Raw genomic sequence first — 26,376 nt, forward strand, 5'->3', positions numbered from 1 at the left:
CAATTTAATTAAAATGAAGAAAACGGAGGTGGCGAAGTTGACAAAATCACCTAAAGATACACGTGTAGTAGTCGGAATGAGCGGAGGCGTCGATTCATCTGTAGCAGCTCTTTTATTAAAACAACAAGGATACGATGTGATCGGAATCTTTATGAAAAACTGGGACGATACGGATGAAAACGGCGTTTGTACTGCGACTGAAGATTATAACGATGTTATTCGCGTATGTAATCAAATTGGTATTCCCTACTATGCAGTCAACTTTGAAAAACAATATTGGGATAAAGTATTTACCTACTTTTTAGATGAATATAAAGCAGGTCGTACACCGAATCCTGATGTAATGTGTAATAAAGAAATTAAATTCAAAGCCTTTTTAGAGCATGCAATGACGCTAGGAGCAGATTATCTAGCGACAGGACATTATGCACGCGTTGCGTACCGCGACGGGGAGTATAAAATGCTTCGAGGCGTAGATGGAAATAAAGATCAAACGTATTTCTTAAATCAATTAGGACAAGATCAGCTTTCCAAAGTAATGTTCCCAATTGGTGAAATTGAGAAATCAAAAGTGCGTGAAATTGCGAAAGAAGCAGGCCTTGCTACAGCAACGAAAAAAGACAGCACAGGTATTTGCTTTATTGGTGAACGCAACTTCAAAGAATTTTTAAGTCAGTATCTTCCTGCTCAGCCAGGTGTAATGCAAACGCTTGATGGCGAAGTGAAAGGCAAGCATGACGGTCTCATGTACTATACAATTGGCCAACGCCATGGTTTAGGCATCGGAGGCAGCGGTGAACCTTGGTTTGTAGTCGGAAAAGATTTAGAAAAAAATGTTTTGTACGTCGATCAAGGCTTTCACAATGAGTTGCTCTATTCTACATCTCTTACAGCAACCAATGTCAGCTGGGTAAGCGACCTTGACTGGTCGTCACCAATGACGTGTACAGCAAAATTCCGCTATCGTCAAACTGATTCAGCAGTAACTGTTGAAAAAGTCGATGATGATACAATTAAAGTTATTTTTGCTGAACCTGTTCGCGCAATTACGCCAGGTCAAGCAGTTGTGTTTTACAAAGACGATGAATGTCTTGGCGGAGCAACAATTGACAAAGTATTTCAAGAAGAAGAGCAAATCTGGTACGTATAATTCATATAAGCAAGAACGAAAAACCTCGGCCGTATATAGCTGAGGTTTTTCTATGATATACTTTACTTATTGGGTAAACTAATAACTTACATATTCTAGATTTTCATGATGTGAAAATCTCTTAAATCATAACTAAAACAGTGGAGTGAACGAAAAAATGACAGATAAAAATCAGCTAGGAATTCAGTATATGCAGGAAGGGAAATTTGAAGAGGCTGCTAAAACATTTTCAGAAGCAATTGAAGATAATCCAAAAGATCCAATTGTGTATGTGAATTTTGGCAATTTGTTAGCGGCTGTTAGTGAGATGGATCGTGCTTTGAAATTTTATGAACGTGCGATTGAATTAGATGAAGAAACGGCAACAGCGTATTACGGAGCAGGAAATATTTATTTTAACGCAGAGCAGCTTGAGCAGGCAAAGCACTACTTTGATTTAGCAATCAAAAAAGGCTTAGATTCATCCGATGCGTACTTTATGCTTGGTTTAACGCTGTTTCATATGGAAGAAATTCGTTTTGCGATGCCTTATCTTCAGCGAGCGGTAGAACTAAACGAACATGATGTAGAAGCAAAATTTCAGTACGGTCTTTGTTTAGCACAGCTCGAAATGGTAGATGAAGCGATTGCTGAATTTCTTAAGGTAGTCAATCAAGAGCCAGAACACGCCGATGCTTTTTATAATTTAGGCGTAGCGTATGCCATGAAAGATGACAAAGGCAAGGCGATTGAGATGTTAGATGAAGCTTTAAACGTGCAGCCAGATCACGTAATGGCAGCAAATGCCAAACAAGTTCTGTCTACATTAGAACATTAAGAAAGCGGGTAAAGGAAGGATAACATGAACGAAGAACAAGTGAACCCTTCACAGCCAGAACGTCATTATATAAGCGGCACGTCGATTGTAACGGTCTTTCATAACGAAGAAAACTTATATAACGTTACGCGGATACGGATCAAAAAAACAAATTTAGAGATTGAAGATAAAGAAACGGTCGTTACAGGCTATTTTCCTAAGCTGAATGAAGATGAAGTATACACGTTTTACGGTGACTTCAAAGAGCATCCAAAGTTTGGTCTGCAGTTTCATGTTGAACAGTTTAAAAAAGAACTTCCGCAATCAAGGCAAGGGGTTGTTCAGTACCTGTCTAGCGATTTATTTCACGGAATCGGTAAAAAAACCGCTGAAAACATTGTGGACGCCCTAGGAGAACGCGCTATTTTTCGTATTTTGCAAAATGAGTCTGTGCTAAAAGAGGTTCCGAGGCTTTCAGCCGACAAGGCAGAAGCTTTAGTCACGCAGCTTCGTGAACATCAAGGGTTAGAAGAAGTAATGGTAAAGCTGACAGACCTCGGGTTTGGACCGCAGCTTTCGATGAAGATTTTCCAAGCGTACAAACAAGAAGCGCTTGAAATTGTTCAAAATAATCCTTATCAGCTCGTAGAAGATATTCAAGGTATTGGCTTTAGCAGGGCCGATGAACTTGGAAAGAGGCTTGGTATGGCAACCAATCATCCTGATCGTTTGCGTGCAGGTATTTTATATGTCATTGAGCAAGAATGCAATCAAATGGGACATGTATACGTCACGGCAGATCAGCTGTATGGAAAAACAGCAGAGCTTCTTCGAAAAAGCAGGCATGAGAATCTGTCTGAAATGGATCTTACAAGAGAAGTGGACGCATTAAAAGCAGACAAAAAGCTTATCATTCAAGACGAAAAAATTTATTTTCCTCCCCTTTTCTATGCTGAAAAAGGGCTGGTTAAAGCTATTCAAAAAATTATGGCTCAAACGCAGTACGAAGAGCAGTTTCCGGAATCAGAATTCTTATTGGCACTGGGTGAACTAGAAGAGCGGTTAGACGTGCAATATGCACCTTCTCAGCGCAAGGGCATACAAACCGCTTTAATGTCTCCGATGCTTCTTTTAACAGGTGGACCAGGTACAGGGAAAACAACGGTTATTAAAGGAATAGTCGAACTCTATGCAGAACTTCACGGATGTTCGTTAAATCCAGGGGATTATAAAAAAGATGAAGCTTTTCCTGTTTTACTTGTGGCACCTACGGGACGAGCTGCTAAACGAATGAGCGAAGCGACGGGACTTCCGGCAGTTACAATCCACCGATTATTAAAATGGAACGGACAAGAAGGATTTGATCATAATGAGGAGAATCCAATTGACGGAAAATTACTGATTGTGGATGAAGTATCAATGGTAGATTTGTGGCTTGCTCATCAGCTGTTTAAATCTCTTCCTGCTAATTTACAGGTTATTTTAGTTGGAGACGAAGACCAGCTTCCTTCAGTAGGTCCGGGACAGGTGTTAAAAGATTTACTGAGCTCAGAAGTAGTTCCTACCGTCCGTCTGACGGATGTATACCGGCAAGCCGAAGGATCTTCAATTATTGATTTGGCTCATGAAATAAAAAAAGGAAAGCTTCCGGAAGACTTATCAAGGCAGCAAGGAGATCGTTCTTTTATTCGTTGTCAAGGACCGCACATTACGAACGTCGTGCAACAAGTTTGCGGGAATGCGTTAAAAAAAGGCTATACGGCTAAAGATATTCAAGTTCTAGCTCCTATGTATAAAGGTCCTGCAGGGATTGATAAGCTGAATGAAGTTCTTCAGGAATTATTCAACCCGGCTTCTGAGCAAAGAAGAGAGCTTAAGCACGGAGATATTACGTACCGAGTCGGAGATAAAGTGCTGCAGCTTGTAAATCAGCCGGATAGCAACGTATTTAACGGAGATATGGGAGAAATCGTCTCGGTTTTCTTTGCCAAAGAAAATACGGAAAAACAGGATATGCTGGTTATTTCATATGAAGGAAATGAAGTAACTTACACAAAGCAAGATTTTAATCAAATAACTCATGCATACTGCTGTTCCATTCATAAATCACAGGGAAGTGAATTTCCCATTGTTGTGCTTCCAATTGTTAAAAGCTATTACCGGATGCTGCGACGCAATTTACTTTATACCGCCGTTACGCGAAGCAAACAGTTTTTAATTTTATGCGGCGAAGACGAAGCGTTTCAGCTTGGAGTCAGCCGAAATGAAGACAGCGTCCGACAAACGAATTTACAGCCCTTGCTTCGAGAAAGCTTGGATAACGACATAGAAGATCCCGAAATTCCATTTATGAAAGATGCAAATATTGGGATGGAAAACGTTACGCCGTATGATTTCATGTAACCTTTCGCATGCTAACAAAGAGTTAAATAAACTCCTTTGTTGCCATCCTTCTTTGCTAATTGTCAGAAAATAAAGTATGAGCATGGAAAGAAGTGGACATAATGCGTTTATATAAGTAGAACGTATAAAGAGGTGTCGACTTTGTTTAAATGTCCAAACTGTAAAAGTATTGACGTTGGCAAAATTGGTGTAAATCAGTATTACTGCTGGAATTGTTTTATTGAAATGACTATTTCAAAAGGACAAATTAATACTCACCAAGTAGAAGAAGATGGAACATTGAGCTCGCTTGATGATTTGTTCTCAGACGACGAGCGCACAATCAATTTCTAATTCTTTTTTACCGGGAGGAAGAGCAATGGGCAGAATCATTCCGTCAGTAGTCGCTTTCGGTCTTGGAGCTTATGCATTTAAAATGGCAGATGATCGAGAGATGTTTACAAAAAGAAATATGAAAAAAATGCGTAAACGTATGATGAAAGCTATTCACTAATAAAAAAAGCACTATTGCACTTAGCTGCAATAGTGCTTTTTTGCAGGCAGAAGAGACAACTGCATGTATAAACTCCTTTCTTTATCAAAAAATAGAGGAGAGGAGGAGTTTACGTTGAAAGATAGTTCATTCAAATGGTTCTATAGATTCGGACTGCTGTTATTAGCGCTGCTGTGCATATTAGTCTTTTTTAAAGTCCAGTTTTTATGGCTTCCTGTTATTTACATGTTTTTAAAAGCACTGCTGCCTTTTTTTATTGCAGCATTCATTACATATTTACTTCATCCGCTTATTGAAAAAACGCATGATAAAGGCGTGCCTCGTCCTCTAGCTATTTTACTGATCTACATCATCTTTTTTGGAGGAATTGGGTTTGGAGCCTATAAGTCGTACCCTATTTTTGTGGAACAAGTAAAAGATTTAAACGAACAGCTGCCTCATTTTACGAATACATATAGACATTGGGTAGAATCGATTCATGATCGTACAACTTCACTTCCAAACGGTGTACATGAGAAAATTGAAGGCAGCATTGATGATGTAGAGGCTACGCTCAACGTGTGGCTTACAAAAGTGGCCGAAGGATTAAAGTCATTGATTACCTCTTTTTTGATTTTAATCATTATTCCATTTATTGTTTTTTATATGCTGAAGGATTTTTCCTCTATTAAGAAAGCAACAGCTTATGTTACGCCTAAAAAGTGGCACAAACCAGGCGAACGTTTTTTATCGGATGTGAATGAATCGCTCGGCAATTACATTAGAGGGCAGTTTTTTGTTTGTCTCATTATTGGTGTGATTGCCACGGCGGCACTGTGGTTCTTTCATGTACCTTATGCACTTCTTTTAGGCTTCATTATTGGCGTAACGAATATCATTCCTTATTTTGGCCCGATTATTGGTGCGGTTCCAGCAGCTATTATTGCAGCCACAATCTCGATAAAGTTGGTTATTACCATTGTCATTATAATCTTTGTGCTGCAGTTTCTAGAGGGAAATGTGCTGTCTCCGCTTATCGTAGGAAAGAGCCTTCATATTCATCCTTTGTTTATCATGCTTGCGCTCCTTTTAGGAGGAGAATTTGGAGGAGTATTGGGTCTCATTTTGGCTGTGCCAATTTTAGCAGTCATTAAAATATCTATTTTGCATATCCGCTCTTATACGCTCAAACATTGACAAAGAGCGGTTAATTTGTCATAATATCGCCATAAGAAAACGCTACATATTTTAAACACAATGATGGATCGAGTACGTTGCACACTGGTTTTTAGAGAAGGGCTTCCTTGGCTGAAAGAAGCGCTAAACAAAGAGCAGCTGAACGCTAGTCCAGAGTGCAGGCTAAAACCTGCCGTGTCAGCAACGTTAACGCTATGAAGGTGATAAATGCTTTTGGCATTTATAATCAGGGTGGTACCGCGAGTTCAACTCTCGTCCCTGCTACAGGGATGAGAGTTTTTTTGTGTGCAAATAACTAGCAATTGCTTTTGTACACAGAGAAAATAGATGCTTTTATGTCATCATTTTTTTGTCTATAAATAAGAAGAGTATTAAAGGAGGACCAATCATGAAAAAACTGACGTCAGCACAAGTTCGTCAAATGTATTTAGATTTCTTTAAAGAAAAAGGCCATGATGTAGAACCAAGCGCATCTTTAGTTCCGCATGAAGATCCATCTTTATTATGGATTAACAGTGGAGTAGCTACATTAAAAAAATATTTTGATGGTCGTGTTATTCCTCAAAATCCGCGTATTTGTAACGCACAAAAATCCATTCGTACAAACGATATCGAAAACGTAGGTAAAACGGCTCGCCATCATACGTTTTTTGAAATGCTTGGTAATTTCTCTATCGGTGATTATTTCAAAGAAGAAGCCATCCAATGGGCATGGGAATTCTTAACGAGCGATAAATGGATTGGATTCGACGCAGATAAGCTATCTGTAACAGTTCACCCTGAAGATGAAGAAGCATTTAAGATTTGGAATGAAAAAATGGGCGTGCCTAAAGAGCGCATCATTCGTTTAGAAGGTAATTTCTGGGATATAGGAGAAGGTCCGAGTGGTCCAAATACAGAGATCTTTTATGATCGCGGAGAAGCATATGGAAATGACCTAACTGATCCGGAATTATATCCAGGCGGGGAAAATGAGCGTTATTTAGAAATTTGGAACCTTGTATTTTCTCAATTTAATCACAATCCTGATGGCACGTACACGCCGCTTCCAAAGAAAAACATCGATACGGGAATGGGCTTAGAGCGTATGGTTTCTGTTATTCAAGACGTGCAAACAAACTTTGATACAGATTTGTTTATGCCAATTATTGAAGCAACAGAAAACATTTCAGGCGCTAAATATCGTACAAATGATGAGCAAGATACGGCATTTAAAGTCATTGCTGACCATATTCGTACGGTAACATTTGCTGTAGGTGATGGTGCGCTTCCTTCAAATGAAGGCCGTGGATATGTGCTGCGCCGTTTGTTACGCCGAGCAGTTCGTTATGCTAAAAAGTTAAACATTAATCGTCCGTTCATGTACGAGCTAGTGCCGGTAGTAGGTGAAATCATGGTTGATTTCTATCCGGAAGTAAAGGAAAAAACGGATTTTATCCAGCGCGTAGTAAAAAATGAAGAAGAACGTTTTCACGAAACGTTAAATGACGGACTAGCTATTTTGGCAACTGTTATTAAAAAAGAAAAAGCGCAAAACAGTGATACGGTACAAGGCGAAGATGTTTTCCGTTTATATGACACGTATGGATTCCCTGTTGAATTAACGGAAGAATATGCAGAAGATGAGAACATGAAAATTGATCATGCAGGTTTTGAACGTGAAATGGAAGCACAGCGTGAGCGTGCGCGTGCTGCTCGTCAAGATTCTAGTTCTATGCAAGTTCAAGGCGGGGTACTTGGTGAAGTAACCGTTGCAAGTGAGTTTGTTGGTTATGATAAAAATGAAGTAAAAACAGTTGTTGAAGCAATTATTGTAGACGGTGAGCTTGTTGACCGCGCTGAAGCTGGAACAGAAGCGCAAGTCATCTTAAGCCACACGCCATTCTACGCAGAAAGTGGCGGTCAAATTGCGGACCAAGGTACGATTCAAAGTGCTTCAGGAACAGCGGAAGTAAAAGACGTTCAAAAAGCGCCAAACGGCCAAAATGTCCAAACGGTAGCTGTAACAAACGGTGAGCTTGTAAAAGGCGAAACATACACGGCAACGCTTGATGAAGAAAACCGCAGTGCGATTGTGAAAAATCATACGGCAACGCATTTATTGCATCAAGCATTAAAAGATACGTTAGGAACGCATGTTAATCAAGCGGGTTCTTTAGTAACAGCGGATCGCTTGCGCTTTGACTTCTCTCACTTTGGTCAAGTGACACAGGAAGAGCTTGAGAAAATTGAACAAATCGTTAATGAAAAGATTTGGGACAGCATCTCTGTACAAATTGAAAACAAAGCAATTGACGAAGCAAAAGCGATGGGTGCAATGGCGCTATTTGGTGAGAAATACGGAGATATCGTGCGCGTAGTACAAGTAGGCGACTACAGCTTAGAATTATGTGGTGGATGTCACGTGCCAAATACATCCGTTATCGGTTTATTTAAAATTGTATCAGAATCGGGAATCGGTGCAGGTACTCGACGCATTGAAGCTGTAACTGGAAAAGCTGCCTACCAGTTAATGAACGATCAAGTAGGCTTACTAAAAGAAGCTGCGGCAAAAGTAAAATCCAACCCGCGTGATTTAGTAGGGCGCGTTGAAGGGTTACTAGAAGAAATTCGTAATCTTCAGCGTGAAAATGATTCATTATCTACAAAGCTTGGCAATATTGAAGCTGGCAATCTTGTTGACCGCGTGCAAAACATTAATGGTGTGAATGTCCTAGCAGCAAAAGTGAATGCAACGGATATGAATAACCTTCGTGCAATGGTTGACGATTTAAAACAAAAATTAGAATCCGCTGTGATCGTATTAGCTTCTCCACAAGGTGAAAAGGTAAATATCATTGCAGGTGTAACAAAAGATTTAATTGCTAAAGGCCATCATGCTGGCAAACTTGTTAAAGAAGTAGCGACGATTTGCGGCGGAGGCGGAGGCGGACGCCCTGACATGGCGCAAGCTGGAGGAAAAGACGCTAGCCAAATTGAAAAAGCACTTGGCACTGTAGAAGAATGGGTTAAATCCGTTTAATTCTCCTCTTTCTTGGTGTACAATATAAATAAGACTTAGCATAGTGCACAATGTGTTCACAAATTAAGAGAGTGAGGTGGGACCGTGAGTTCATTTGATAAAACCATGCAATTTAATTTTCAAGATGAGCCAGCTGAAACAAACGTACATGAAGTATTGTTTACGGTTTATGACGCACTGCAAGAAAAAGGCTACAACCCAATCAACCAAATCGTTGGGTATTTGTTATCAGGAGACCCTGCTTACATTCCTCGTCATAACGATGCGAGAAACACAATTCGCCAGTTAGAGCGAGACGAGCTCATTGAAGAACTTGTTAAATCTTATTTACAACAGCATCGAAAGGATTCATAAATGCGCGTATTAGGATTAGATGTAGGAACCAAAACAATTGGTGTGGCAGTTAGTGATGAAATGGGATGGACAGCGCAAGGAATTGAAACAATTAAAATTGCAGATGAGCAGATGGAGCAATCATATCCTCGTTTACAGCAGCTAATTGACGAATATTCCGTAGAGAAAATCGTAGTGGGTCTTCCTAAAAATATGAATGGTACGATTGGCCCTCGAGGCGAAGCGTGCATTGAGTTTGCTGACAACGTCAAAGAAAAACTTAACATTGAAACGATGATGTGGGACGAGCGCTTGTCGACGATGGCAGCAGAGCGAGTACTGCTGTCTGCCGATGTAAGCCGCAAGAAACGCAAAAAAGTAATCGATAAAATGGCAGCTGTTATGATTCTTCAAGGATACTTAGACAGCAAGCAGTAAGAAAAGCAGCAGGCTTTGCCTCAGCTGAAAAGTTATGAATTTCCCTTTTGCATATTCTTTTGTACGTAAAAGGGAAGTGAAATAACTGAACGGCTTGCTTTTCGCTGAAGAAAAAGTTAAGCTAAGAGCTTACAATATAAAATGAGGTGCAAACATGAGCGTAGAAGAAAATAAAATTACAATCGTCGATGAGAATGGAAATGAGCAACTATGCGAAATTTTATTCACATTTGATTCTGATCAATATAACAAATCATATGTAATTTACTATCCAATCGGAGCAGACCAAGATGATGAAGAGGAAATTGAAATTCATGCATCTGCTTTCACACCAAGTGAAGATGGTCAAGACGGTGAGCTTCAACCGATTGAAACAGAAGAAGAGTGGGACATGGTTGAGGAAATGGTTAATACATTCCTTGACGAAGAAGGCGAATAATTATAGTGAAAAAGCTGATGACAATCGTTATCAGCTTTTTTTTACATAGCGGCTGTTCTTTTTAGATATAAAAAGGTTTTTCCTTGCATTCTTAGGGCAGATTGTATGATAATGACGAAAAATAGGATAAATTGTAGTATAATAATTCCTGCGTGTGAGAGTGCATTTTAATAAAAGAATTCATTGTTTGAACGGATGAAACTAGACTTTGGGCAGACAATAACATAAATCATGGAAAAAATTTAGAAGAGGCGAGAGTTTAAGGAAGCGATACCATCTCACACCTATAGGCGATACGAATGAATCGCAATCTCATGTCTCCTCTCTGTTCATACTTATAAAAAATCAAGAAGAAAAGAGGTGAAACTGGTTGTATCTTCTTTTACAGAAGTAGATTTAACCAGGAAGCTGCTTGTCGCAACAAACATTTTTACTACCTAATCGTTCAAGAAAAAAACGAGTTATTTTTATTACAATTATCGTACTTCTTTTACTAGTTGGCGGTGCATTTTTCTATGCTCAATCCCGCTTAACGCCCGTGGATCGAAATAGCAATAAAAAAGTAAATGTGACCATTCCACAAGGTTCTTCCGTCCAATCGATTGGTACGGTATTGAAAAAAGAAGATTTAATTAAAAGTAAAAGTGCATTTCGCTATTACGTAAAATTAACCCATGTGTCTGGATTTCAAGCTGGAACGTATTTATTTTCTCCTTCCATGAGCTTAGGGGAAATGGTTGAAAAAATGGAAAAAGGCGAGGTTTCAAAACAACCTGATATTCGTGTCACCATTCCAGAAGGACGCCAGCTTGTCGAAATTGCTGATATCATTGCTAAAAATACAAAGTTTACAAAAGACGAAGTCATGAAAAAGCTAGACGATAAGGCATTCGTCAATAAAATGAAAGAAAAATATCCAGATTTAGTAACGGATGAAGTGATGCAAAAAGATATTAAACATCCGCTAGAAGGTTATTTATATCCCGTTACGTATGATTTTTATGATAAAAATGTGTCGTTAGATGAAATATTGGATAAAATGGTAGGGAAAACAAATAATGTATTAGGTCAGTACAGTGGGCAAATGGAGAAGAAAAAATTCAGTGCACATAAATTGTTAACAATGTCTTCTCTGATTGAAGAGGAAGCAACTGCAAAAGTCGACCGAGAAAAAATTGCCAGCGTCTTTTATAATCGCCTTGAAAAAAATATGCCTCTTCAAACGGATCCAACCGTCTTATATGCCTTAGGAGAGCATAAAGACCGCGTGTTCTATAAGCATTTAGAAGTGGACTCTCCTTACAATACGTATAAAGTAAAAGGGTTGCCTCCAGGACCAATTGCCAGCTCTGGTTTGATGTCAATCAAAGCTGCGTTACATCCAGCCAATACAGATTATTTATACTTCTTGGCCACACCTGAAGGAAAAGTTATTTTTACCAAAACGTTAGAAGAACATAACAAAGAAAAAGCCAAGCATATTACAGGTAAAGAAAAGCAAAATACCGAAAAATAATTGGAATTTTAAAATTGGGGAATCGCGATACTTCGCATTCCCCATCTTTTATGTTAAAATATATCGGGTTTACGTAAAAACGAAAAAAACTTATAATAGACTAGTTGTCTTACTATTTTGCAGTAATGAAACGTTATGAAAACATAATGTAAAATGTACTTCTGAGAACGGAGGAAGTGTTTTGCTTTTACAAAACGTAGAGCAGTATGTGGAAAAGCTTATTCCTAAGCGCCAAGAGCTTATTGAAGAAATGGAAGCTTATGCAAAAGAACATCACGTTCCGATTATGGAATTGATTGGTGTTGAAACGCTATTGCAAATTCTTCGTCTTCATCAGCCAAAACATATATTAGAAATTGGAACAGCGATTGCATATTCGTCTATCCGAATGACCCATGCGCTTCCAGAGGCACGAGTGGTTACGGTAGAACGAAATGAAGAGCGTTACCAAAAAGCGCAAGAATTTATTGAACGGGCGGGAAAACAAGATAAAATTGTGTCGTTGTTTGGAGATGCACTAGAGCTTAGAGATGAGATTGAACGTCATGGTCCTTATGATGCAGTTTTTATTGATGCAGCTAAAGGTCAGTATCAGCGTTTTTTTGAACATTATGAGCCGATGCTATCTTCTAAAGGAATGATTATTTCGGATAACGTACTATTTAAAGGTCACGTAGCGACCGATTTGGCCGAAGTAGAAACACGTCGACGCCGCAGCTTAATTAAAAAAATTCAGGCATACAATACGTGGCTGATGAATCATCCCGATTATTATACAACTATTCTCCCTATTGGAGACGGAATCGCGATTAGTATTAAAAGAGGTGACCAAGAATGAAAAAACCAGAACTATTAGTGACACCAACTGCAGTTTCAGAAATCGAATCATTACTACAAGCTGGAGCAACAGCTATTATGGTTGGTGAACAGCGCTACGGTTTGCGTTTAGCAGGTGAATTCAAACGTGAAGATATCGTAGAAGCTGTAAATATTTCTCATCAGCATAATGCAAAAGTCTACGTAGCGATGAACGGATTATTTCACAATGATAAAATCGCCGGACTAAATGAATATATTTTATTCTTAAAAGAAGCAAGCGTGGATGCGATTGTCTTTGGAGATCCTGCTGTATTGATGGCAGTGCGTGAAACAGCTCCAGAAATGAAGATGCACTGGAGTACTGAAACAACGGGAACAAACTGGTATTCATGTAACTACTGGGGGCGTAAAGGAGCTAAGCGTGCAGTTCTTGCTCGTGAGTTAAGCATGGATAGCGTCATTGATATCAAAGAAAAAGCCGAGGTAGAAATTGAAGTTCAGGTGCATGGCATGACGTGTATGTTCCAATCAAAACGTTCACTTCTTGGCAACTACTTTGAGTATCAAGGAAAAGTCATGGAAATTGAAAATCGTAAAGTAGAAAAAGATATGTTTTTACTTGATAATGAGCGAAACAATAAGTATCCAATTTTCGAAGATGAAAATGGAACGCACATTATGAGTCCAAATGATATGTGCATTATCGATGAGCTGTCGGAAATGATTGACGCTGAAGTAGATGTATTCAAAATTGACGGCGTATTAAAGTCACCGCAATATATTTTAGAAGTAACAAAAAAATATCGTCAAGCGATTGATTTATGTGTAGATGACCGTGAAGAATACGAAAACGTTAAAGACGATTTGTTAGAAGAAATTGAAAGCTTGCAGCCAATTAACCGCCCGTTAGACACAGGGTTTTTCTTTAAAGAAACGGTATATTAAAAAGCTTGCAAAGAAAGATAAACAAAGGAGGTACAAACGATGGCTGTTCAAATCGATACTGTAGTAGAAGGTAAACGAGTTATTACTAAGAAGCCTGAGTTGTTAGCTCCAGCCGGTAACCTTGAAAAATTAAAAGTTGCCGTACACTATGGAGCAGATGCTGTGTTTATCGGAGGAAAAGAGTTTGGCCTTCGTTCAAATGCAGATAACTTTACATTTGAAGAAATGGCAGAAGGTGTTCAGTTTGCAAACAAATACGGCGCACGTATTTATGTTACAACAAACATTTTTGCTCATAATGAAAATATGGACGGACTTGAAGATTATTTAATGGGATTAGAGCGCGCTGGTGTTTCTGGAATCATCGTAGCTGATCCGTTAATTATCGAAACCTGTCGACGCGTTGCACCTAAGCTTGAAGTACATTTAAGTACGCAGCAATCACTTTCAAACTGGAAAGCCGTTCAGTTCTGGAAAGAAGAAGGATTAGAACGTGTTGTGCTTGCTCGTGAAACGGGTGCTGAAGAAATGCGCGAAATGAAAGAAAAAGTGGATATTGAAATTGAAGCTTTTATTCACGGAGCGATGTGTATTGCTTATTCAGGCCGCTGCGTGCTAAGTAACCATATGACAGCACGTGATTCAAACCGCGGAGGCTGCTGTCAATCATGCCGTTGGGACTATGATTTATTTAAAGTAGAAGACGGTAAAACGGAAACGGCTTTATTTGATGAGCAAGACGATCCGTTTGCAATGAGTCCAAAAGACTTAAATTTAATTCAATCTATCCCTCAAATGATTGAGCTGGGTATTGATAGCTTAAAAATTGAAGGACGTATGAAGTCGATTCACTATATTGCAACAGTGGTGAGCGTATATCGCAAGGTGATTGACGCATACTGTGCAGATCCTGAGAATTTTGTGATTCAAAAAGAATGGCTTGATGAGCTAGACAAATGTGCAAACCGCGATACGGCTCCTGCCTTTTTTGAAGGAGTTCCTGGAGTGGATGAGCAAATGTTTGGCGTACACGGCAAGAAAACAAAATTTGATTTTGCTGGTTTAGTATTGAATTATGATGAAGAAACAAGCATCGTGACATTGCAACAGCGTAACTATTTTAAACCGGGAGAAGAAGTGGAATTTTTCGGTCCGGAAATTAAAAACTTTACGCAAAAAATAGATAAAATTTGGGACGAAGATGGCAATGAACTAGATGCTGCGCGTCATCCGCTGCAAATTGTGAAATTTAAAGTGGACCAACCTCTATTTTCATATAACATGATGCGAAAGGGGATTTAAATATAAAATGGGGAAAAAGCCCGTTGTAATCGGTATCGCTGGTGGATCCGGTTCTGGTAAAACAACTGTAACCAAAGCTATTTATGAGTATTTTAAAGGGCATTCTATTATGCTTCTTGAGCAAGACTATTATTATAAAGATCAAAGCGATGTACCGTTTGAACAGCGTTTGCAAACAAACTACGATCATCCTTTAGCATTTGATAATGATTTGCTGATTGAACACTTGCAAAACTTATTAAATTATGAGAGCATTGACAAACCGGTATATGATTACGCAATTCATACGCGTTCTGAGAAGGTAATTAGAGAAGAACCAAAAGATGTTATTATCTTAGAAGGTATTCTTGTACTAGAAGATCAGCGCTTGCGTAATTTAATGGATATCAAGCTATACGTAGATACAGATGCGGATCTTCGTATCATTCGTCGTATGCTTCGTGATATTAAAGAACGAGAGCGTACGCTTGAGTCAGTTGTTGATCAGTACGTATCTGTCGTTCGCCCGATGCATAATCAGTTTGTTGAACCAACAAAACGTTATGCAGATATTATCATTCCTGAAGGCGGTCAAAACCACGTAGCGATTGACTTGATGGTCACTAAAATTCAAACAATTCTTGAACAAAATGCCATTTTATAATAACATAGCATAGATGCAGGAATTTTTTTGAAGACAATGCAGACATATTCTGCTAACTAAACACAAACATTATAAAGAATAGAGAAACGAGCAGCTTCTATTTTGAAGCTGTCATTTCTCTATTAACTGATTTTTCCACAGAGTGGAAAATTTTTTGTACATACAGAAATGGACTGTATACACTAGAGATTTTGAGTTCAAGAAGGAGTGAAGGGATTATGGCACAAGAAAAAGTATTTCCAATGACAGAAGAAGGAAAGCTAAAGCTAGAGCAAGAGCTAGAATATTTAAAAACAGTAAAACGTAAAGAAGTTGTAGAGCGTATCAAAATTGCCCGCAGTTTTGGAGATTTATCGGAGAACTCTGAGTACGATTCTGCAAAAGACGAGCAGGCTTTCGTAGAAGGCCGTATTACAACGCTTGAAAATATGATTCGCAATGCGAAAATTATTGAAGAAGATGTAGAAAATTCTTCTATTGTATCATTAGGTAAATCTGTAACATTTGTAGAGTTGCCAGATGGTGACGAAGAAACGTATACAATTGTAGGGAGTGCAGAAGCAGATCCGTTTGAAGGGAAAATTTCAAATGATTCGCCAATTGCTAAAAGTCTAATGGGCAAACAAATTGGAGATCAAGTAACTGTTCAAACTCCTGGTGGAGATATGTCAGTGAAAATTGTATCTGTTAAGTAAAACATATGGTTGGAAGCGTTCTACTGAATGCTCGTAAGTAAAAAAGCTGACACGCGTCAGCTTTTTTTATATGATTTTAAAAAACGGAGAGAATAGAAAAGATATGCAAGAAAGGAAAGATGAAGATGAAAGATATCGATTTTACTAAAACAGCGCTTGTTTTAATTGATTTACAAAAAGGGATTGTTCCAATTGGAGGAGACGAAATTGTGGAGAAATCTGTTCAGCTTGTGAATCGTTTCAGGGAACAAAATGGATTTATTAGCTTTGTACGAGTAGATTTTCAAGATGGAAAAGATGCATTGACGCCAGAAACGGATCAAAACCCATCTGTTCCTCAAGAAAGACCTGCAGACTGGGCGGAATTCGATCCAAGACTTAATGTTCAAGAGAATGATTACGTTGTGACAAAACGTCAGTGGGGAGCCTTTTTTGGGACAGATTTAGACCTTCAGCTTCGCCGAAGAGGAATTGATACAATTGTCCTTTGCGGAATTGCAACAAATATTGGTGTGGAAAGCACAGCTCGTGAAGCATTTCAGTATGGGTATAATCAAATTTTTATCACGGATGCCATGGCGACATTTACAAAAGAAGAGCATGAAGCAACTCTTTCTTACATCTTTCCGAAAATAGGAAAGCTAAGAACGACTCAACAATTTTTAACGGAAAATTAATAATAAAAACTTGCTGAATCAGCAAGTTTTTTTGTGAAATGAAAAAAAGAATGAATATTTCTTAAGATAATGGTTTTAAAAGTAATGGCGACGTCGACACTTGTAAAGAGTGAGGTGTAGTCATGAAAATAATTCACAAGCGAATTTATATTACTCTTATTTTTATTTTATTATTAATTAGCGGACTGGGAGCACGTCTTGTTCAACTCCAGCTTGTCAGCACAGAATCTTTTACTGACAAAAAGATTAACTTAATCGAAGAAAGCGTAAAACAGCGTACGCAGGAAATGGTGGTAGACGACGGGCGAGGGAAATTTGAAGATAAAAATGGACAGTCTTTAACATCTATCACGCATAATCGCTTAGTCCTGTTTCCATTTTTAGAAAAAATGAAGTGGCCTGTTCAGCAAGTAAGCGAAATCGTGGGAATACAACCAAAGGAACTAACGAACAGACTAGCGAATGCTAAAACACCGGTTATTATTACAAAAGAATTATCCCATGCACAAGTCGAACAAATAAATGCATTAAAGGTGCCTGGCGTATTTGGAATTCCTCTAAAAGATGAGCGTCCAGTTCCTCTTGCTGAACATTTAATCGGACTAGAGGCACAAAGCAAACAAATAATTGAAGAGAAGTACAGTGACAAATTGAAAAATGGAGCCATTAAATCAACTACGCCTGTAGGTATCTCAGGGATGCAGAGGGCTTTTGACGAGTTTTTGCTGCCTGAACAGGAGTCTAAGCTCCTTTATCATGTTGATCGCCTAGGTGGGCCTATGTTTGGCATCGATGTAAAATACACGGGCACAGCTAACCCTTATTATCCAGTCAGTGTGCGTACGACGCTTGATTTGTCTGCTCAGGAGCTAGTGGAGAATACATTAAATCATTATAAGTTAAAAGACGGAGGAGCCGTCTTAATTGATATAAAAAGCAATAAAGTAATTGCGATGGCCAGCAGGCCTTCGATTAATAAGAAAGATCCATTTAAAAAGCAAAACGGTTCAGACAGCGTAGAAAATCGTTTGCTGACGCCACAAACTCCTGGATCTATATTTAAAACCGTAACAGCAGCTGCAGCGCTTGAGCAAAATAAAATTCAGCCTTCTTTGACCTATAACTGCGATAAAAGTATTTATGGCAATAATGTAGAAGAAGATCATCAAAAAGGGCAGCTGACGTTTGAAGAAAGCTTCGCGCAAAGTTGTAATGCAACGTTTGCCCAGCTAGCAAAAGAAATGATAATATCTAATCCGAATATCCTTGAACAATATGCTGATAAGTTAGGACTTATTCAGCCTGTAGGATGGACGGGTGATGTGTTTCACTTTGAACATTTTAAGCAGTTTTTAGGAGAGAAGTCGGGAAGAGTTTGGACAAATGCAAGAGAAAAAAAAGTACCAAATGCTGTAGCTCAAACGGCAATTGGACAGCTTGATGTAAAAGTGACTCCGCTTGCAGTAGCAAATATGATGGCGACAATTGCACGCGGAGGAGAAAAGAAACAGGTAAAAGCTGTAGATGCGCTAGAGTACAAAAACAACACGTCATTGTATACGTTTAAAGAGCATGAGCTAAAAGGAGATACCATTAATAAAGCCACAGCTGCTTCTATGCAGCAGCTTTTAAAAGGTGTCGTACAGAGCGAAAAAGGAACAGGAAGAAGATTTCAAACGCTTCCTTATGAAGTGACAGGAAAGTCAGGAACTGCTGAAATCAATGTGAAAGACGATATCGTCAATAAATGGTTTGCGGGTTACTTTCCTGCAGATGATCCAAAATATGCAATGGTAGTAGTGGATTTAAATACAAAAAGTGCGATATCTCCCACAAACAGCGTATTTTATGATATTGTTAAAGGGATGTATGACTTAAATACACGTTAAAACAAGAAGAATTTGTAAAAAATATTACAAATATACTTCAAATAAATTTTGATGCTTCATGTATAAGAAAACACATGTTAGAATAAAGCATTATAAAAGTTGGAGGAAATTGTAGCAATGAATAACAATCGTTCTTCAAGACACGAAAACAAAGAAAAAAAAGTAAACCGATTATATAATCTGTTAATTGCTGTCGTAGCAGTTTTAATTGTATTTGTCGGTGGTACGATGATTCTTGGAAACAAGGATAAATCGGATAACCAAGCGGAAACAACTCAAAACAATCCGCAAACAAATGACCAAAAAACGGACAAGACGGCTAAAAAAGACGATGATTCTTCGAAAGATGATCAAGCGACAGATGATCAAGCAACGGACGATCAAAGTTCTGAAGATGACCAAAGCTCTGAAGATGATCAAGCAACAGATGAAGAATCAAACGACTCAGATTCACAGGCTGAAGTAGAGAAAAATCCAGAGCCTGGTGTGGCAGAACGCAAGGTAGATCCTTCATGGGATTCAGTAGGTACGTCACAAGATGCACCTGCAGCAACATATAAAAAAGGATCAACGGATTGGAACGAAATGCTAAAAGCTGTAGGCGAAGGGTCAGGCATTAGCCCAAGCAATATGACGGTATGGCGTTTAGGAAATAACGGTGGCGTAGGTAAAGCCGTAGCTACGGTTAGTCCTAAAGGCAACTCATCAACAAAGTACCGCGTTCAGATTGAATGGGTAGATGGAGAAGGCTGGAAGCCCGCAGTAGTGGATAAGCTTCAATAAGAAAAGCAGCGCGCTAGCGCTGCTTTTTTAATTTGAAATGAACAACTGCAGAGTAAAGCTTTTTACCTTGTTCATAATCCACAGACATTTGGTGAGATACGCTATGCACCTCAAGCAAAATCGCTTTATTTTGGTCTATTTTTTCCGCAATTTGTTTTTCAAGCATTTTAACGTCAGGCGCTTCAAAAAATTCTATTTTATCTTCAATCATTTCAAATTCAAAATTCATCTTACGACCTCCTTACCTCATTACTATAGTATAGCAAATAGAAAGTTAAAAGCTTAAAATATTTGTAAATGAAGAACAAAAGATAGCTAAAAACATACTATATCCATAAGAATTATTAGTTATAAGGAGGCGTTTTTATGGGTCTAGAGTTTTTAGATATCTTTGAAAAGTGGGCGAATGAGTATGATGCATCGGTAAGCGGGAAAGATGAACAGTATAGAGAAGTGTTTCGCAATTATAATGAAATCTTAGAATATGTAGCAGACCGTTCAATAGGGCATGTGATAGAATTTGGAACAGGGACTGGAAACTTAACAAAAAAACTGTTAGAAAAAAAACTGACTGTAGTAGGAATTGAACCTTCAGTACCAATGAGACAATTGGCACACCAGAAATTAGGGGCAGATGTTTTAGTTACACCAGGAGACTTTTTACAATTTGATACATCATTGTTTCCAGCAGAGAGCTTAGTTAGTACGTATGCTTTTCATCATTTAACAGATAAAGAAAAAGAAGAAGCTGTGATAAACTATGGAAAGTTACTTCAAACCGGTGGTAAAATAGTGTTTGCTGATACAATGTTTGAAACAGCAGATTCATTTGCTGATACCATTGTTCAGGCAAAACAAAAAGGATATACGCAACTAGCAGAAGATCTCGAGAGGGAATACTATACAACGATTCCCGTCTTAAAGCAAATCTTTGAAAGCAATGGTTTTCACATAACCTTTACACAATTTAATCACTTTGTGTGGGTATTGGAGGCAACGAAACAATAGTAGAAAGAGGTTTTAAAATGAAAGTAGCAATCATTGGAGCAATGGAAGAAGAAGTGACGATTTTACGAGATAAAATTGAGAATCGTCAAGAAACAGTAATCGCAGGATGTGAATACTCGACAGGAACAATCAGCGGCGTGGAGGTTGTATTATTAAAATCAGGTATTGGAAAAGTAAATGCTGCGCTATCTACAGCCATCTTACTAGAGAAGTTCAAACCTGATTACGTTATTAACACAGGATCAGCAGGCGGCTTTCATCCAGAGTTAAACGTAGGGGATGCGGTCATTTCAACAGAAGTTCGTCATCATGATGTAGATGTAACGGTATTCAACTATGAATACGGTCAAGTGCCAAACTTGCCTGCAGCTTTTAAAGCAGATGAAAAACTAGTTCGTCTTGCTGAAGAAAGCGCTCTTGAAGTAACGGATATGAAAATTGTAAAAGGACTAATTGCTACAGGAGATTCGTTCATGAACGATCCTGTGCGCGTAGAGTTTGTTCGCTCTAAGTTTCCAGACCTGTATGCAGCTGAAATGGAAGCGGCGGCTGTTGCTCAAGTATGCTATCAATTTGGCGTGCCGTTTGTTATTCTTCGTGCTCTTTCTGACATCGCCGGCAAAGAATCAAATGTTTCTTTTGAGCAATTTTTAGAAAAAGCGGCTGTTAATTCAACGAAATTAGTATTGAATTTTATTACAAAATTAAAATAAGCTGTTCGTAAAATATAGAGTTTGTTTTCGTCTACACTCTGCATCGTTTGTCATAACATGGGGTGTAGACTATATTTTTATCTTAATTCCTACTTTATTTATAGGTTAAGTTATATTATTTCGATAGCGAGGTGTTCAAGATTATGAAGGTAGTCAAAAACGTTCATGAATTGATTGGAAACACACCTATGATTGAGATTACACAATTTGATTTACCTAGGGAAATCAGGATATTTGCCAAACTGGAATATGTTAATCCAGGAGGAAGTGTAAAAGATCGTTTAGGAAAAGAACTGCTGCAAGAAGCTCTTGGCTCTGGAAGACTGAAGCGAGGGGGAACGGTGGTTGAGCCTACTGCTGGGAATACGGGGATCGGGCTCGCTTTAGCTGCTCTTCAGCACGACATAAACGTCATACTTTGTGTTCCAGAAAAATTCAGTATTGAAAAACAGCAGCTTATGAAGGCTTTGGGGGCAACGGTGGTTCAAACGCCTACTGAAGCTGGTATGAAAGGTGCTATAAACAAGGCTCAAGAGCTGCTGCGTGAAATACCTGGTTCTTATTGCCCTCAGCAGTTTGCTAATCCGGCCAACCCTAGGACTTATTACAAAACCTTAGGGCCAGAAATATATGAACAGCTTGATGGAAAAGTTGACGTGTTTGTAGCTGGGGCAGGTACAGGGGGAACATTTATGGGTACAGCGAAATTTTTGAAAGAAAAAAATCCTTCTCTAAAAACAGTCATTGTGGAGCCAGAAGGTTCAATTTTAAACGGAGGGAAATCCGGCCCTCACTTAACTGAAGGAATTGGAATGGAGTTCATCCCTGATTATATGGAGCAGTCTTATTTTAATGCTATTCATACTGTTGAAGATGTTTATGCTTTTCAAAGAGTGAAAGAGCTGGCTTTAAAAGAGGGGTTACTAGTAGGGAGCTCTTCAGGAGCAGCCTTCGAAGCAGCCCTGATCGAAGCAAAAAATGCAGAAAAAGGGGCTCATATCGTCACGATTTTTCCGGATAGCAGCGAACGGTACTTAAGTAAAAATATTTACAGTGGAGGAAGATAAGATGAAACGCAAAACACAGTTGATTCATGGTGGAATCGTTGGCGATGAACAGACGGGTGCTGTCTCTGTTCCTATTTATCAAGTGAGTACTTATAAACAAGAGGGAGCAGGAAAACATACGGGATATGAGTATTCGAGAACCGGTAACCCTACACGGCATGCCTTAGAAGAACTTATCAAAGAAATTGAAGGAGGGTATGCTGGGTTTGCGTTTGGATCTGGTATGGCCGCTACTACTGCCGTGTTCATGCTGTTTAACAGCGGAGATCATGTGTTAATTACAGATGACGTATACGGAGGAACGTATCGAGTGATCACAAAGGTACTAAGCCGTATCGGCATTGAGGCTACTTTTATTGATACAAGCGATATCGAAAATATCGAGAAAGAAATTCGCCCTAACACAAAAGGCATTTTTATTGAAACTCCAACGAATCCTCTTCTAAAAATTACTGACTTGCAGCATGCTTCTTCAGTAGCTAAACAACACCATTTACTTACCATCGTTGACAACACATTTAGTACGCCGTATTGGCAAAATCCTATCGAAAAAGGCGCAGATATTGTTCTGCACAGTGCAACTAAGTATTTAGGGGGACACAGTGACGTTGTAGCAGGGCTAGCAGTGGTGAATTCGCCTAAATTAGCTGAAGACCTTCATTTTATTCAAAATGCGACTGGAGGCATTTTAGGACCTCAAGATTCTTGGCTTTTAATGAGAGGGATTAAAACATTAGGAATACGAATGGAAGAACATGAATTCAATACGGGGAAAATAGTAGAATTTTTACTTGCTCATCCTGCTGTTACAAAAGTATATTATCCAGGATTAAAAACCCACCCAAACCACCTCATTGCTAAAAAGCAGGCAAGAGGTTTTGGGGGAATGGTTTCGTTTGATGTGGGAAGCGAAGAGAAAGCGGAAGAAGTACTGAGCAAAGTGAAGTATTTTACATTAGCAGAAAGTTTAGGAGCCATCGAAAGCCTCATTTCCATTCCTTCTAAAATGACTCATGCTTCTATACCGAGCGACCGACGTAAAGAGCTAGGAATTACAGATGGATTAATTCGTATTTCTGTAGGCCTTGAAGATGTAGAAGATTTAATTGAAGACTTAGAAAGAGCATTGGAATAAAGGTGGTAAAAATAGGATTTTCATAGACCTATAGATCTATGATAGAGTAGAGTTATAACATTCTACTGAGAAGGTGATTGTATGAAAGCTCAACACATCAAAGCAAAAATTGAAGATTACAGCCGCTTTATTTACGTCCTTCTAGCCGTAAGTACATTCTTGTACATTGGTGTTATGATTGGCCAAGGTGAAAAAAGTGATATGCAGCTTGGAATAATGGAAGCAATCGTTATTCTTTTTGCCGCCCTTGCCTTTTATTTTAGTTATCAAACTAAAAAACTGAAAAAAGAACTAATGAAAGAAAAAGAATAATAGATATAAAAAGACGATCATACATCGTCTTTTTTTTATGAGGGTTGAAAAAAATAAAAAAATTCCCTATTTTTCAAAAAAACAGTTTACTTTTTATGAGTTCGTGGATATAATTACCATTGTAAGGAAAATACTTTATTAAAAGGAGGTCGAGTCATATGTTAAGACGTTTATCAGTTATGGATCATCCAGTTTCAGCTATGTTCAAAAATCGTCTATATACGTATACTATTCGGCCGTGTTCCTGTATCAAGTAACTTTCTTACCTTGATCATTAAAACACGTTAATTCACCACAGGTGCGAATAGTATCCCTGTGGTTTTTATTATTTTTCAGCCACAGGATGCTTATGCATTACTGTGGCTTTTTTGTGTATAAGGAGGTGATTGTAATGACACTGAACATTTTCTTTTTAACTATTACCATAAAGTCCCGTCAATACTCAGAGGCAGAAATTAAGCATGAACAGTATGTAAGACAATTAGAAGAAGAAATAAAAGACCGCAAGTATGAGTTTTATCGTCATTTCTAATTTGAACAGTGGAAAGGAGTGGATGAATGATGATTAATCAAAAAGGATATATCGTTGTATGGCTGCTTGTGGAGAAAGATTCCACCTAAATGATTAGTAGGGGGAGTAATGATGTGTTTGCTACGGATTATTATTTGGAAATTATTTTAAAAAAAGAGCGGAAAGAAGGATTAATTCTCCTTCTTTCCGCTCTTTTTTTTCTCTTTTTCGGCTCTGTAAAATTCGTGAAACATTTTCATCAGCGCTCGCTTTTCAATTCGCGAAACGTAACTTCTTGAAATATTTAATTCCTTTGCAATTTCTCGCTGGGTTTTTTCATCCTGCAGATCCAAACCGAAGCGGCCAACAATTACTTCCTTTTCTCGATCATCGAGGATATCGATGTATTCTTTTATTTTTTCTAATTCCATATTTAGTTGAATCATATCAATTACATCGTCTGATTCTGATTTTAATACATCAATCAAACTGATTTCATTTCCTTCTTTATCCTGGCCAATTGGATCATGCAGCGACACATCTTTTTTTGTTTTTTTGAGCGCTCGCAAGTGCATCAATATTTCATTTTCAATACAGCGTGCGGCATAAGTAGCTAATTTTGTTCCTTTTCCTTGCGAATAACTTTCGATTGCTTTAATTAAACCGATTGTCCCAATTGAAATTAAATCTTCCGCATCCTCTCCCGTGTTTTCAAACTTTTTAACAATATGCGCAACGAGTCGGAGATTGTGTTCAATAAGAAGATTTCGTGCTTCTTGATCTCCTTGTTCCATTAAAGATAAATATCTCTTTTCTTCAGCAGCAGACAAGGGTTGAGGAAACGCATTGTTTTTTACGTAGGAAACAAGGAAAACCAATTCTTTAAAGAAATAGCCTAGTGCGGTAAATAATGCAGACATCTCTTCACCTCCATAAGGGGATATCAACCTGTGAGAGACTAACATTACACTATATGTAAAAAGAAGGATGTCTTTGCCTGTACGTTTAAAATTCCCCTCGGGGACAAGAGAGTTTGAAAAAGTCCACAGATTTCTCTTTAGAGATAGTTACCAGCCTATACAGAGAAAAAGTGTGTACATACGCTAGTAGTAGTTCATAGTGTAAGGAGGGAGAGTATGTACGGTTACGGAGGCTGCTGTTATCCTAATTATCCAGCTTACCCATGCGGAGGAGGCTTCGGCTGGGGACTTGGATTGTTGATTGTTCTATTTGTTCTGTTATTAATTTTCGGAAGCTTCTATTGGTTTTTTAGCTGCTGGTGTTAAAAAAAACTCATGCATGTGCATGAGTTTTTTTAGGTGACATATCCTACCGAATAGAAACATTCATTTTTAAGAATTCTTAAGGAATTTTCGCTTTGTTTCTTAAAGAAGATGATTTATTCTATAATTAAGAAAAGAAGCAAGATGATAATATTCCTCTGTAAAAGTAAATGGAGCTCTATACTTTTTTTAGCTTGAAAGTACTAATCATCAAGCAAGCGAGTACGATAATTAAAAACATATAAAAGTGTGAAGGTAAATAAGGGACGCCCAAGTAGCTAAGAGTTAATAAACAACCTGCTGCAGTAATAGGGAGCCCTGTAAAATACCCAGTATTTTCTGTGATGTTAAAGCGGGCAAGACGAAGTGCTCCGCAAGCAATGTAACAGATGGTAACAATTGAACCTGCAGCACCAAAGTGAGACAAAATACTTTGATAAAGTAGTAGAGCTGGAGCGATGCCAAATGATATAATATCGCACATGGAGTCCAGTTGTTTTCCAAGTTCAGATTCAATTTGCAGCTTTCTGGCTACCATGCCGTCGAATCGGTCTGCTAACGCTGCTAAAAAAATTAGTAATAAACTTAAGTTCAATTCATTTTTCATGACAAATAAAATAGCAAAGCTTCCTAAACTTAAATTAACAATGGTTAAGGAGTTTGCCGCTTGGGATCTCAGCTTTTTAATTGTATGATCTAGATAGTCTAATAAAAACAATTTCCTCACTCCTTTAAAGGATGGAATGAACTAAAGGTAAAAATAATGGTAATTTCATTGTAGACGCAAACCTTATTCTAGTAAAGAACTATTCAGTATGTGGAGGTAAA

The 26,376-nt window shown here is 38.4% G+C and carries 29 protein-coding genes; 26 read left to right on the top strand and 3 right to left on the bottom strand.

The genetic code is table 11. The features are described from left to right. Positions 1–37: 37 nt before the first annotated feature. The 19 genes from mnmA to MMB69_RS01525 all read left to right on the top strand — a co-directional run bounded on the left by mnmA (position 38) and on the right by MMB69_RS01525 (position 19,519). Entirely contained in the window at positions 38–1,150 is a 1,113-nt protein-coding gene (gene mnmA / locus MMB69_RS01435) for a tRNA 2-thiouridine(34) synthase MnmA (RefSeq protein ID WP_028410593.1), read from the top strand. Between the two features lie 157 nt (positions 1,151–1,307). Then, entirely contained in the window at positions 1,308–1,967 is a 660-nt protein-coding gene (locus tag MMB69_RS01440; protein WP_277447047.1) for a tetratricopeptide repeat protein, read from the top strand. A 24-nt stretch (positions 1,968–1,991) separates the two neighbouring features. Beyond that, positions 1,992–4,349 carry an SF1B family DNA helicase RecD2 gene (gene recD2, locus MMB69_RS01445; RefSeq protein WP_277447048.1) on the top strand — a complete coding sequence of 786 codons (2,358 nt, stop codon included), beginning with the start codon at positions 1,992–1,994 and terminating at the stop codon, positions 4,347–4,349. Between the two features lie 141 nt (positions 4,350–4,490). Beyond that, positions 4,491–4,682: a hypothetical protein gene (locus MMB69_RS01450; protein ID WP_013059292.1), complete on the top strand. Its 192-nt coding sequence runs from the start codon at positions 4,491–4,493 to the stop codon at positions 4,680–4,682. 25 nt (positions 4,683–4,707) lie between these two features. Beyond that, positions 4,708–4,842 carry a YrzQ family protein gene (locus MMB69_RS01455; protein WP_013059291.1) on the top strand — a complete coding sequence of 45 codons (135 nt, stop codon included), beginning with the start codon at positions 4,708–4,710 and terminating at the stop codon, positions 4,840–4,842. Positions 4,843–4,956: 114 nt separating this feature from the next. Continuing rightward, complete coding sequence (locus MMB69_RS01460; protein ID WP_013059290.1) at positions 4,957–6,018, top strand: AI-2E family transporter; 1,062 nt, start codon at positions 4,957–4,959, stop codon at positions 6,016–6,018. A gap of 388 nt (positions 6,019–6,406) precedes the next feature. Beyond that, positions 6,407–9,040: an alanine--tRNA ligase gene (gene alaS / locus MMB69_RS01465; RefSeq protein WP_264408582.1), complete on the top strand. Its 2,634-nt coding sequence runs from the start codon at positions 6,407–6,409 to the stop codon at positions 9,038–9,040. 84 nt (positions 9,041–9,124) lie between these two features. Continuing rightward, positions 9,125–9,394: an IreB family regulatory phosphoprotein gene (locus MMB69_RS01470; RefSeq protein ID WP_013059287.1), complete on the top strand. Its 270-nt coding sequence runs from the start codon at positions 9,125–9,127 to the stop codon at positions 9,392–9,394. Further along, positions 9,395–9,811 carry a Holliday junction resolvase RuvX gene (gene ruvX / locus MMB69_RS01475; RefSeq protein ID WP_013059286.1) on the top strand — a complete coding sequence of 139 codons (417 nt, stop codon included), beginning with the start codon at positions 9,395–9,397 and terminating at the stop codon, positions 9,809–9,811. It abuts the gene before it with no gap. A gap of 154 nt (positions 9,812–9,965) precedes the next feature. Next, positions 9,966–10,250, top strand: a complete 285-nt coding sequence (locus MMB69_RS01480; RefSeq protein WP_013059285.1) for a DUF1292 domain-containing protein — start codon at positions 9,966–9,968, stop codon at positions 10,248–10,250. A gap of 412 nt (positions 10,251–10,662) precedes the next feature. Next, positions 10,663–11,766, top strand: coding sequence for an endolytic transglycosylase MltG (gene mltG / locus MMB69_RS01485; protein ID WP_277447049.1), 1,104 nt, complete (start codon positions 10,663–10,665; stop codon positions 11,764–11,766). A 181-nt stretch (positions 11,767–11,947) separates the two neighbouring features. Further along, positions 11,948–12,604 (top strand): O-methyltransferase, encoded by a 657-nt coding sequence (locus MMB69_RS01490; protein ID WP_013059283.1) that lies wholly within the window; start codon positions 11,948–11,950, stop codon positions 12,602–12,604. Then, positions 12,601–13,530 carry a peptidase U32 family protein gene (locus tag MMB69_RS01495; RefSeq protein ID WP_277447050.1) on the top strand — a complete coding sequence of 310 codons (930 nt, stop codon included), beginning with the start codon at positions 12,601–12,603 and terminating at the stop codon, positions 13,528–13,530. The genes MMB69_RS01490 and MMB69_RS01495 overlap by 4 nt, the downstream gene beginning before the upstream one ends. Before the next feature lie 39 nt (positions 13,531–13,569). Continuing rightward, positions 13,570–14,832: a peptidase U32 family protein gene (locus tag MMB69_RS01500; protein ID WP_013059281.1), complete on the top strand. Its 1,263-nt coding sequence runs from the start codon at positions 13,570–13,572 to the stop codon at positions 14,830–14,832. 7 nt (positions 14,833–14,839) lie between these two features. After that, entirely contained in the window at positions 14,840–15,475 is a 636-nt protein-coding gene (gene udk, locus MMB69_RS01505) for a uridine kinase (RefSeq protein WP_013059280.1), read from the top strand. A 218-nt stretch (positions 15,476–15,693) separates the two neighbouring features. Continuing rightward, positions 15,694–16,170 carry a transcription elongation factor GreA gene (gene greA / locus MMB69_RS01510; RefSeq protein WP_013059279.1) on the top strand — a complete coding sequence of 159 codons (477 nt, stop codon included), beginning with the start codon at positions 15,694–15,696 and terminating at the stop codon, positions 16,168–16,170. A gap of 119 nt (positions 16,171–16,289) precedes the next feature. Then, the gene (locus tag MMB69_RS01515) at positions 16,290–16,847 is read left to right on the top strand and encodes an isochorismatase family protein (protein WP_372452255.1); all 558 of its coding nucleotides are present in this window, start codon (positions 16,290–16,292) and stop codon (positions 16,845–16,847) included. A 122-nt stretch (positions 16,848–16,969) separates the two neighbouring features. Further along, complete coding sequence (locus tag MMB69_RS01520) at positions 16,970–18,736, top strand: peptidoglycan D,D-transpeptidase FtsI family protein (RefSeq protein WP_277447051.1); 1,767 nt, start codon at positions 16,970–16,972, stop codon at positions 18,734–18,736. Positions 18,737–18,853: 117 nt separating this feature from the next. Then, positions 18,854–19,519 carry a YrrS family protein gene (locus tag MMB69_RS01525; RefSeq protein ID WP_013059276.1) on the top strand — a complete coding sequence of 222 codons (666 nt, stop codon included), beginning with the start codon at positions 18,854–18,856 and terminating at the stop codon, positions 19,517–19,519. A gap of 13 nt (positions 19,520–19,532) precedes the next feature. On the opposite strand, the gene MMB69_RS01530 is transcribed toward MMB69_RS01525, so the two are convergent. Further along, a complete protein-coding gene (locus MMB69_RS01530; protein ID WP_013085082.1) occupies positions 19,533–19,748 on the bottom strand; it encodes a DUF2536 family protein in 216 nt (71 codons plus the stop codon). Positions 19,749–19,885: 137 nt separating this feature from the next. Between MMB69_RS01530 and MMB69_RS01535 the strand changes: the two genes are divergently transcribed. From MMB69_RS01535 to MMB69_RS01560, 6 genes are all read left to right on the top strand, one after another. Further along, positions 19,886–20,527, top strand: a complete 642-nt coding sequence (locus MMB69_RS01535) for a class I SAM-dependent methyltransferase (RefSeq protein WP_115654934.1) — start codon at positions 19,886–19,888, stop codon at positions 20,525–20,527. Between the two features lie 17 nt (positions 20,528–20,544). Continuing rightward, positions 20,545–21,240 carry a 5'-methylthioadenosine/S-adenosylhomocysteine nucleosidase gene (mtnN, locus tag MMB69_RS01540; protein WP_028411671.1) on the top strand — a complete coding sequence of 232 codons (696 nt, stop codon included), beginning with the start codon at positions 20,545–20,547 and terminating at the stop codon, positions 21,238–21,240. Positions 21,241–21,383: 143 nt separating this feature from the next. Beyond that, complete coding sequence (locus MMB69_RS01545; protein ID WP_277447058.1) at positions 21,384–22,307, top strand: PLP-dependent cysteine synthase family protein; 924 nt, start codon at positions 21,384–21,386, stop codon at positions 22,305–22,307. Position 22,308: 1 nt separating this feature from the next. Continuing rightward, positions 22,309–23,442 carry a bifunctional cystathionine gamma-lyase/homocysteine desulfhydrase gene (locus MMB69_RS01550; protein ID WP_264408580.1) on the top strand — a complete coding sequence of 378 codons (1,134 nt, stop codon included), beginning with the start codon at positions 22,309–22,311 and terminating at the stop codon, positions 23,440–23,442. Positions 23,443–23,523: 81 nt separating this feature from the next. After that, positions 23,524–23,754: a YrhC family protein gene (locus MMB69_RS01555; protein WP_013059270.1), complete on the top strand. Its 231-nt coding sequence runs from the start codon at positions 23,524–23,526 to the stop codon at positions 23,752–23,754. A 391-nt stretch (positions 23,755–24,145) separates the two neighbouring features. Beyond that, positions 24,146–24,286, top strand: a complete 141-nt coding sequence (locus MMB69_RS01560) for a YrzI family small protein (RefSeq protein ID WP_013059269.1) — start codon at positions 24,146–24,148, stop codon at positions 24,284–24,286. A 170-nt stretch (positions 24,287–24,456) separates the two neighbouring features. On the opposite strand, the gene sigK is transcribed toward MMB69_RS01560, so the two are convergent. Further along, entirely contained in the window at positions 24,457–25,185 is a 729-nt protein-coding gene (sigK, locus tag MMB69_RS01565; protein ID WP_013059268.1) for an RNA polymerase sporulation sigma factor SigK, read from the bottom strand. A 216-nt stretch (positions 25,186–25,401) separates the two neighbouring features. On the opposite strand from sigK, the gene MMB69_RS01570 reads away from it, so the two are divergent. Next, complete coding sequence (locus tag MMB69_RS01570) at positions 25,402–25,551, top strand: hypothetical protein (protein WP_014458166.1); 150 nt, start codon at positions 25,402–25,404, stop codon at positions 25,549–25,551. 175 nt (positions 25,552–25,726) lie between these two features. On the opposite strand, the gene pssA is transcribed toward MMB69_RS01570, so the two are convergent. After that, positions 25,727–26,266: a CDP-diacylglycerol--serine O-phosphatidyltransferase gene (gene pssA, locus MMB69_RS01575; protein ID WP_013059266.1), complete on the bottom strand. Its 540-nt coding sequence runs from the start codon at positions 26,264–26,266 to the stop codon at positions 25,727–25,729. Positions 26,267–26,376: the final 110 nt, after the last annotated feature.

It is taken from the genome of Priestia sp. P5, assembly GCF_029522155.1.
GTDB classification, from domain to species: Bacteria; Bacillota; Bacilli; order Bacillales; family Bacillaceae_H; genus Priestia; species Priestia megaterium_E.

What these genes read in the sequence shown, in the direction of transcription:
- MMB69_RS01500 (WP_013059281.1), top strand. Translation starts at nt 13,570, where the DNA reads ATGGCTGTTCAAATCGATACTGTAGTAGAAGGTAAACGAGTTATTACT.
- MMB69_RS01560 (WP_013059269.1), top strand. Translation starts at nt 24,146, where the DNA reads ATGACACTGAACATTTTCTTTTTAACTATTACCATAAAGTCCCGTCAA.
- udk (WP_013059280.1), top strand. Translation starts at nt 14,840, where the DNA reads ATGGGGAAAAAGCCCGTTGTAATCGGTATCGCTGGTGGATCCGGTTCT.
- recD2 (WP_277447048.1), top strand. Translation starts at nt 1,992, where the DNA reads ATGAACGAAGAACAAGTGAACCCTTCACAGCCAGAACGTCATTATATA.
- MMB69_RS01545 (WP_277447058.1), top strand. Translation starts at nt 21,384, where the DNA reads ATGAAGGTAGTCAAAAACGTTCATGAATTGATTGGAAACACACCTATG.
- MMB69_RS01515 (WP_372452255.1), top strand. Translation starts at nt 16,290, where the DNA reads ATGAAGATGAAAGATATCGATTTTACTAAAACAGCGCTTGTTTTAATT.
- MMB69_RS01550 (WP_264408580.1), top strand. Translation starts at nt 22,309, where the DNA reads ATGAAACGCAAAACACAGTTGATTCATGGTGGAATCGTTGGCGATGAA.
- MMB69_RS01520 (WP_277447051.1), top strand. Translation starts at nt 16,970, where the DNA reads ATGAAAATAATTCACAAGCGAATTTATATTACTCTTATTTTTATTTTA.
- MMB69_RS01530 (WP_013085082.1), bottom strand. Translation starts at nt 19,748, where the DNA reads ATGAATTTTGAATTTGAAATGATTGAAGATAAAATAGAATTTTTTGAA.
- MMB69_RS01570 (WP_014458166.1), top strand. Translation starts at nt 25,402, where the DNA reads ATGTACGGTTACGGAGGCTGCTGTTATCCTAATTATCCAGCTTACCCA.
- MMB69_RS01535 (WP_115654934.1), top strand. Translation starts at nt 19,886, where the DNA reads ATGGGTCTAGAGTTTTTAGATATCTTTGAAAAGTGGGCGAATGAGTAT.
- MMB69_RS01555 (WP_013059270.1), top strand. Translation starts at nt 23,524, where the DNA reads ATGAAAGCTCAACACATCAAAGCAAAAATTGAAGATTACAGCCGCTTT.
- ruvX (WP_013059286.1), top strand. Translation starts at nt 9,395, where the DNA reads ATGCGCGTATTAGGATTAGATGTAGGAACCAAAACAATTGGTGTGGCA.
- MMB69_RS01455 (WP_013059291.1), top strand. Translation starts at nt 4,708, where the DNA reads ATGGGCAGAATCATTCCGTCAGTAGTCGCTTTCGGTCTTGGAGCTTAT.
- MMB69_RS01525 (WP_013059276.1), top strand. Translation starts at nt 18,854, where the DNA reads ATGAATAACAATCGTTCTTCAAGACACGAAAACAAAGAAAAAAAAGTA.
- MMB69_RS01440 (WP_277447047.1), top strand. Translation starts at nt 1,308, where the DNA reads ATGACAGATAAAAATCAGCTAGGAATTCAGTATATGCAGGAAGGGAAA.
- MMB69_RS01495 (WP_277447050.1), top strand. Translation starts at nt 12,601, where the DNA reads ATGAAAAAACCAGAACTATTAGTGACACCAACTGCAGTTTCAGAAATC.
- sigK (WP_013059268.1), bottom strand. Translation starts at nt 25,185, where the DNA reads ATGTCTGCATTATTTACCGCACTAGGCTATTTCTTTAAAGAATTGGTT.
- alaS (WP_264408582.1), top strand. Translation starts at nt 6,407, where the DNA reads ATGAAAAAACTGACGTCAGCACAAGTTCGTCAAATGTATTTAGATTTC.
- MMB69_RS01480 (WP_013059285.1), top strand. Translation starts at nt 9,966, where the DNA reads ATGAGCGTAGAAGAAAATAAAATTACAATCGTCGATGAGAATGGAAAT.
- greA (WP_013059279.1), top strand. Translation starts at nt 15,694, where the DNA reads ATGGCACAAGAAAAAGTATTTCCAATGACAGAAGAAGGAAAGCTAAAG.
- mtnN (WP_028411671.1), top strand. Translation starts at nt 20,545, where the DNA reads ATGAAAGTAGCAATCATTGGAGCAATGGAAGAAGAAGTGACGATTTTA.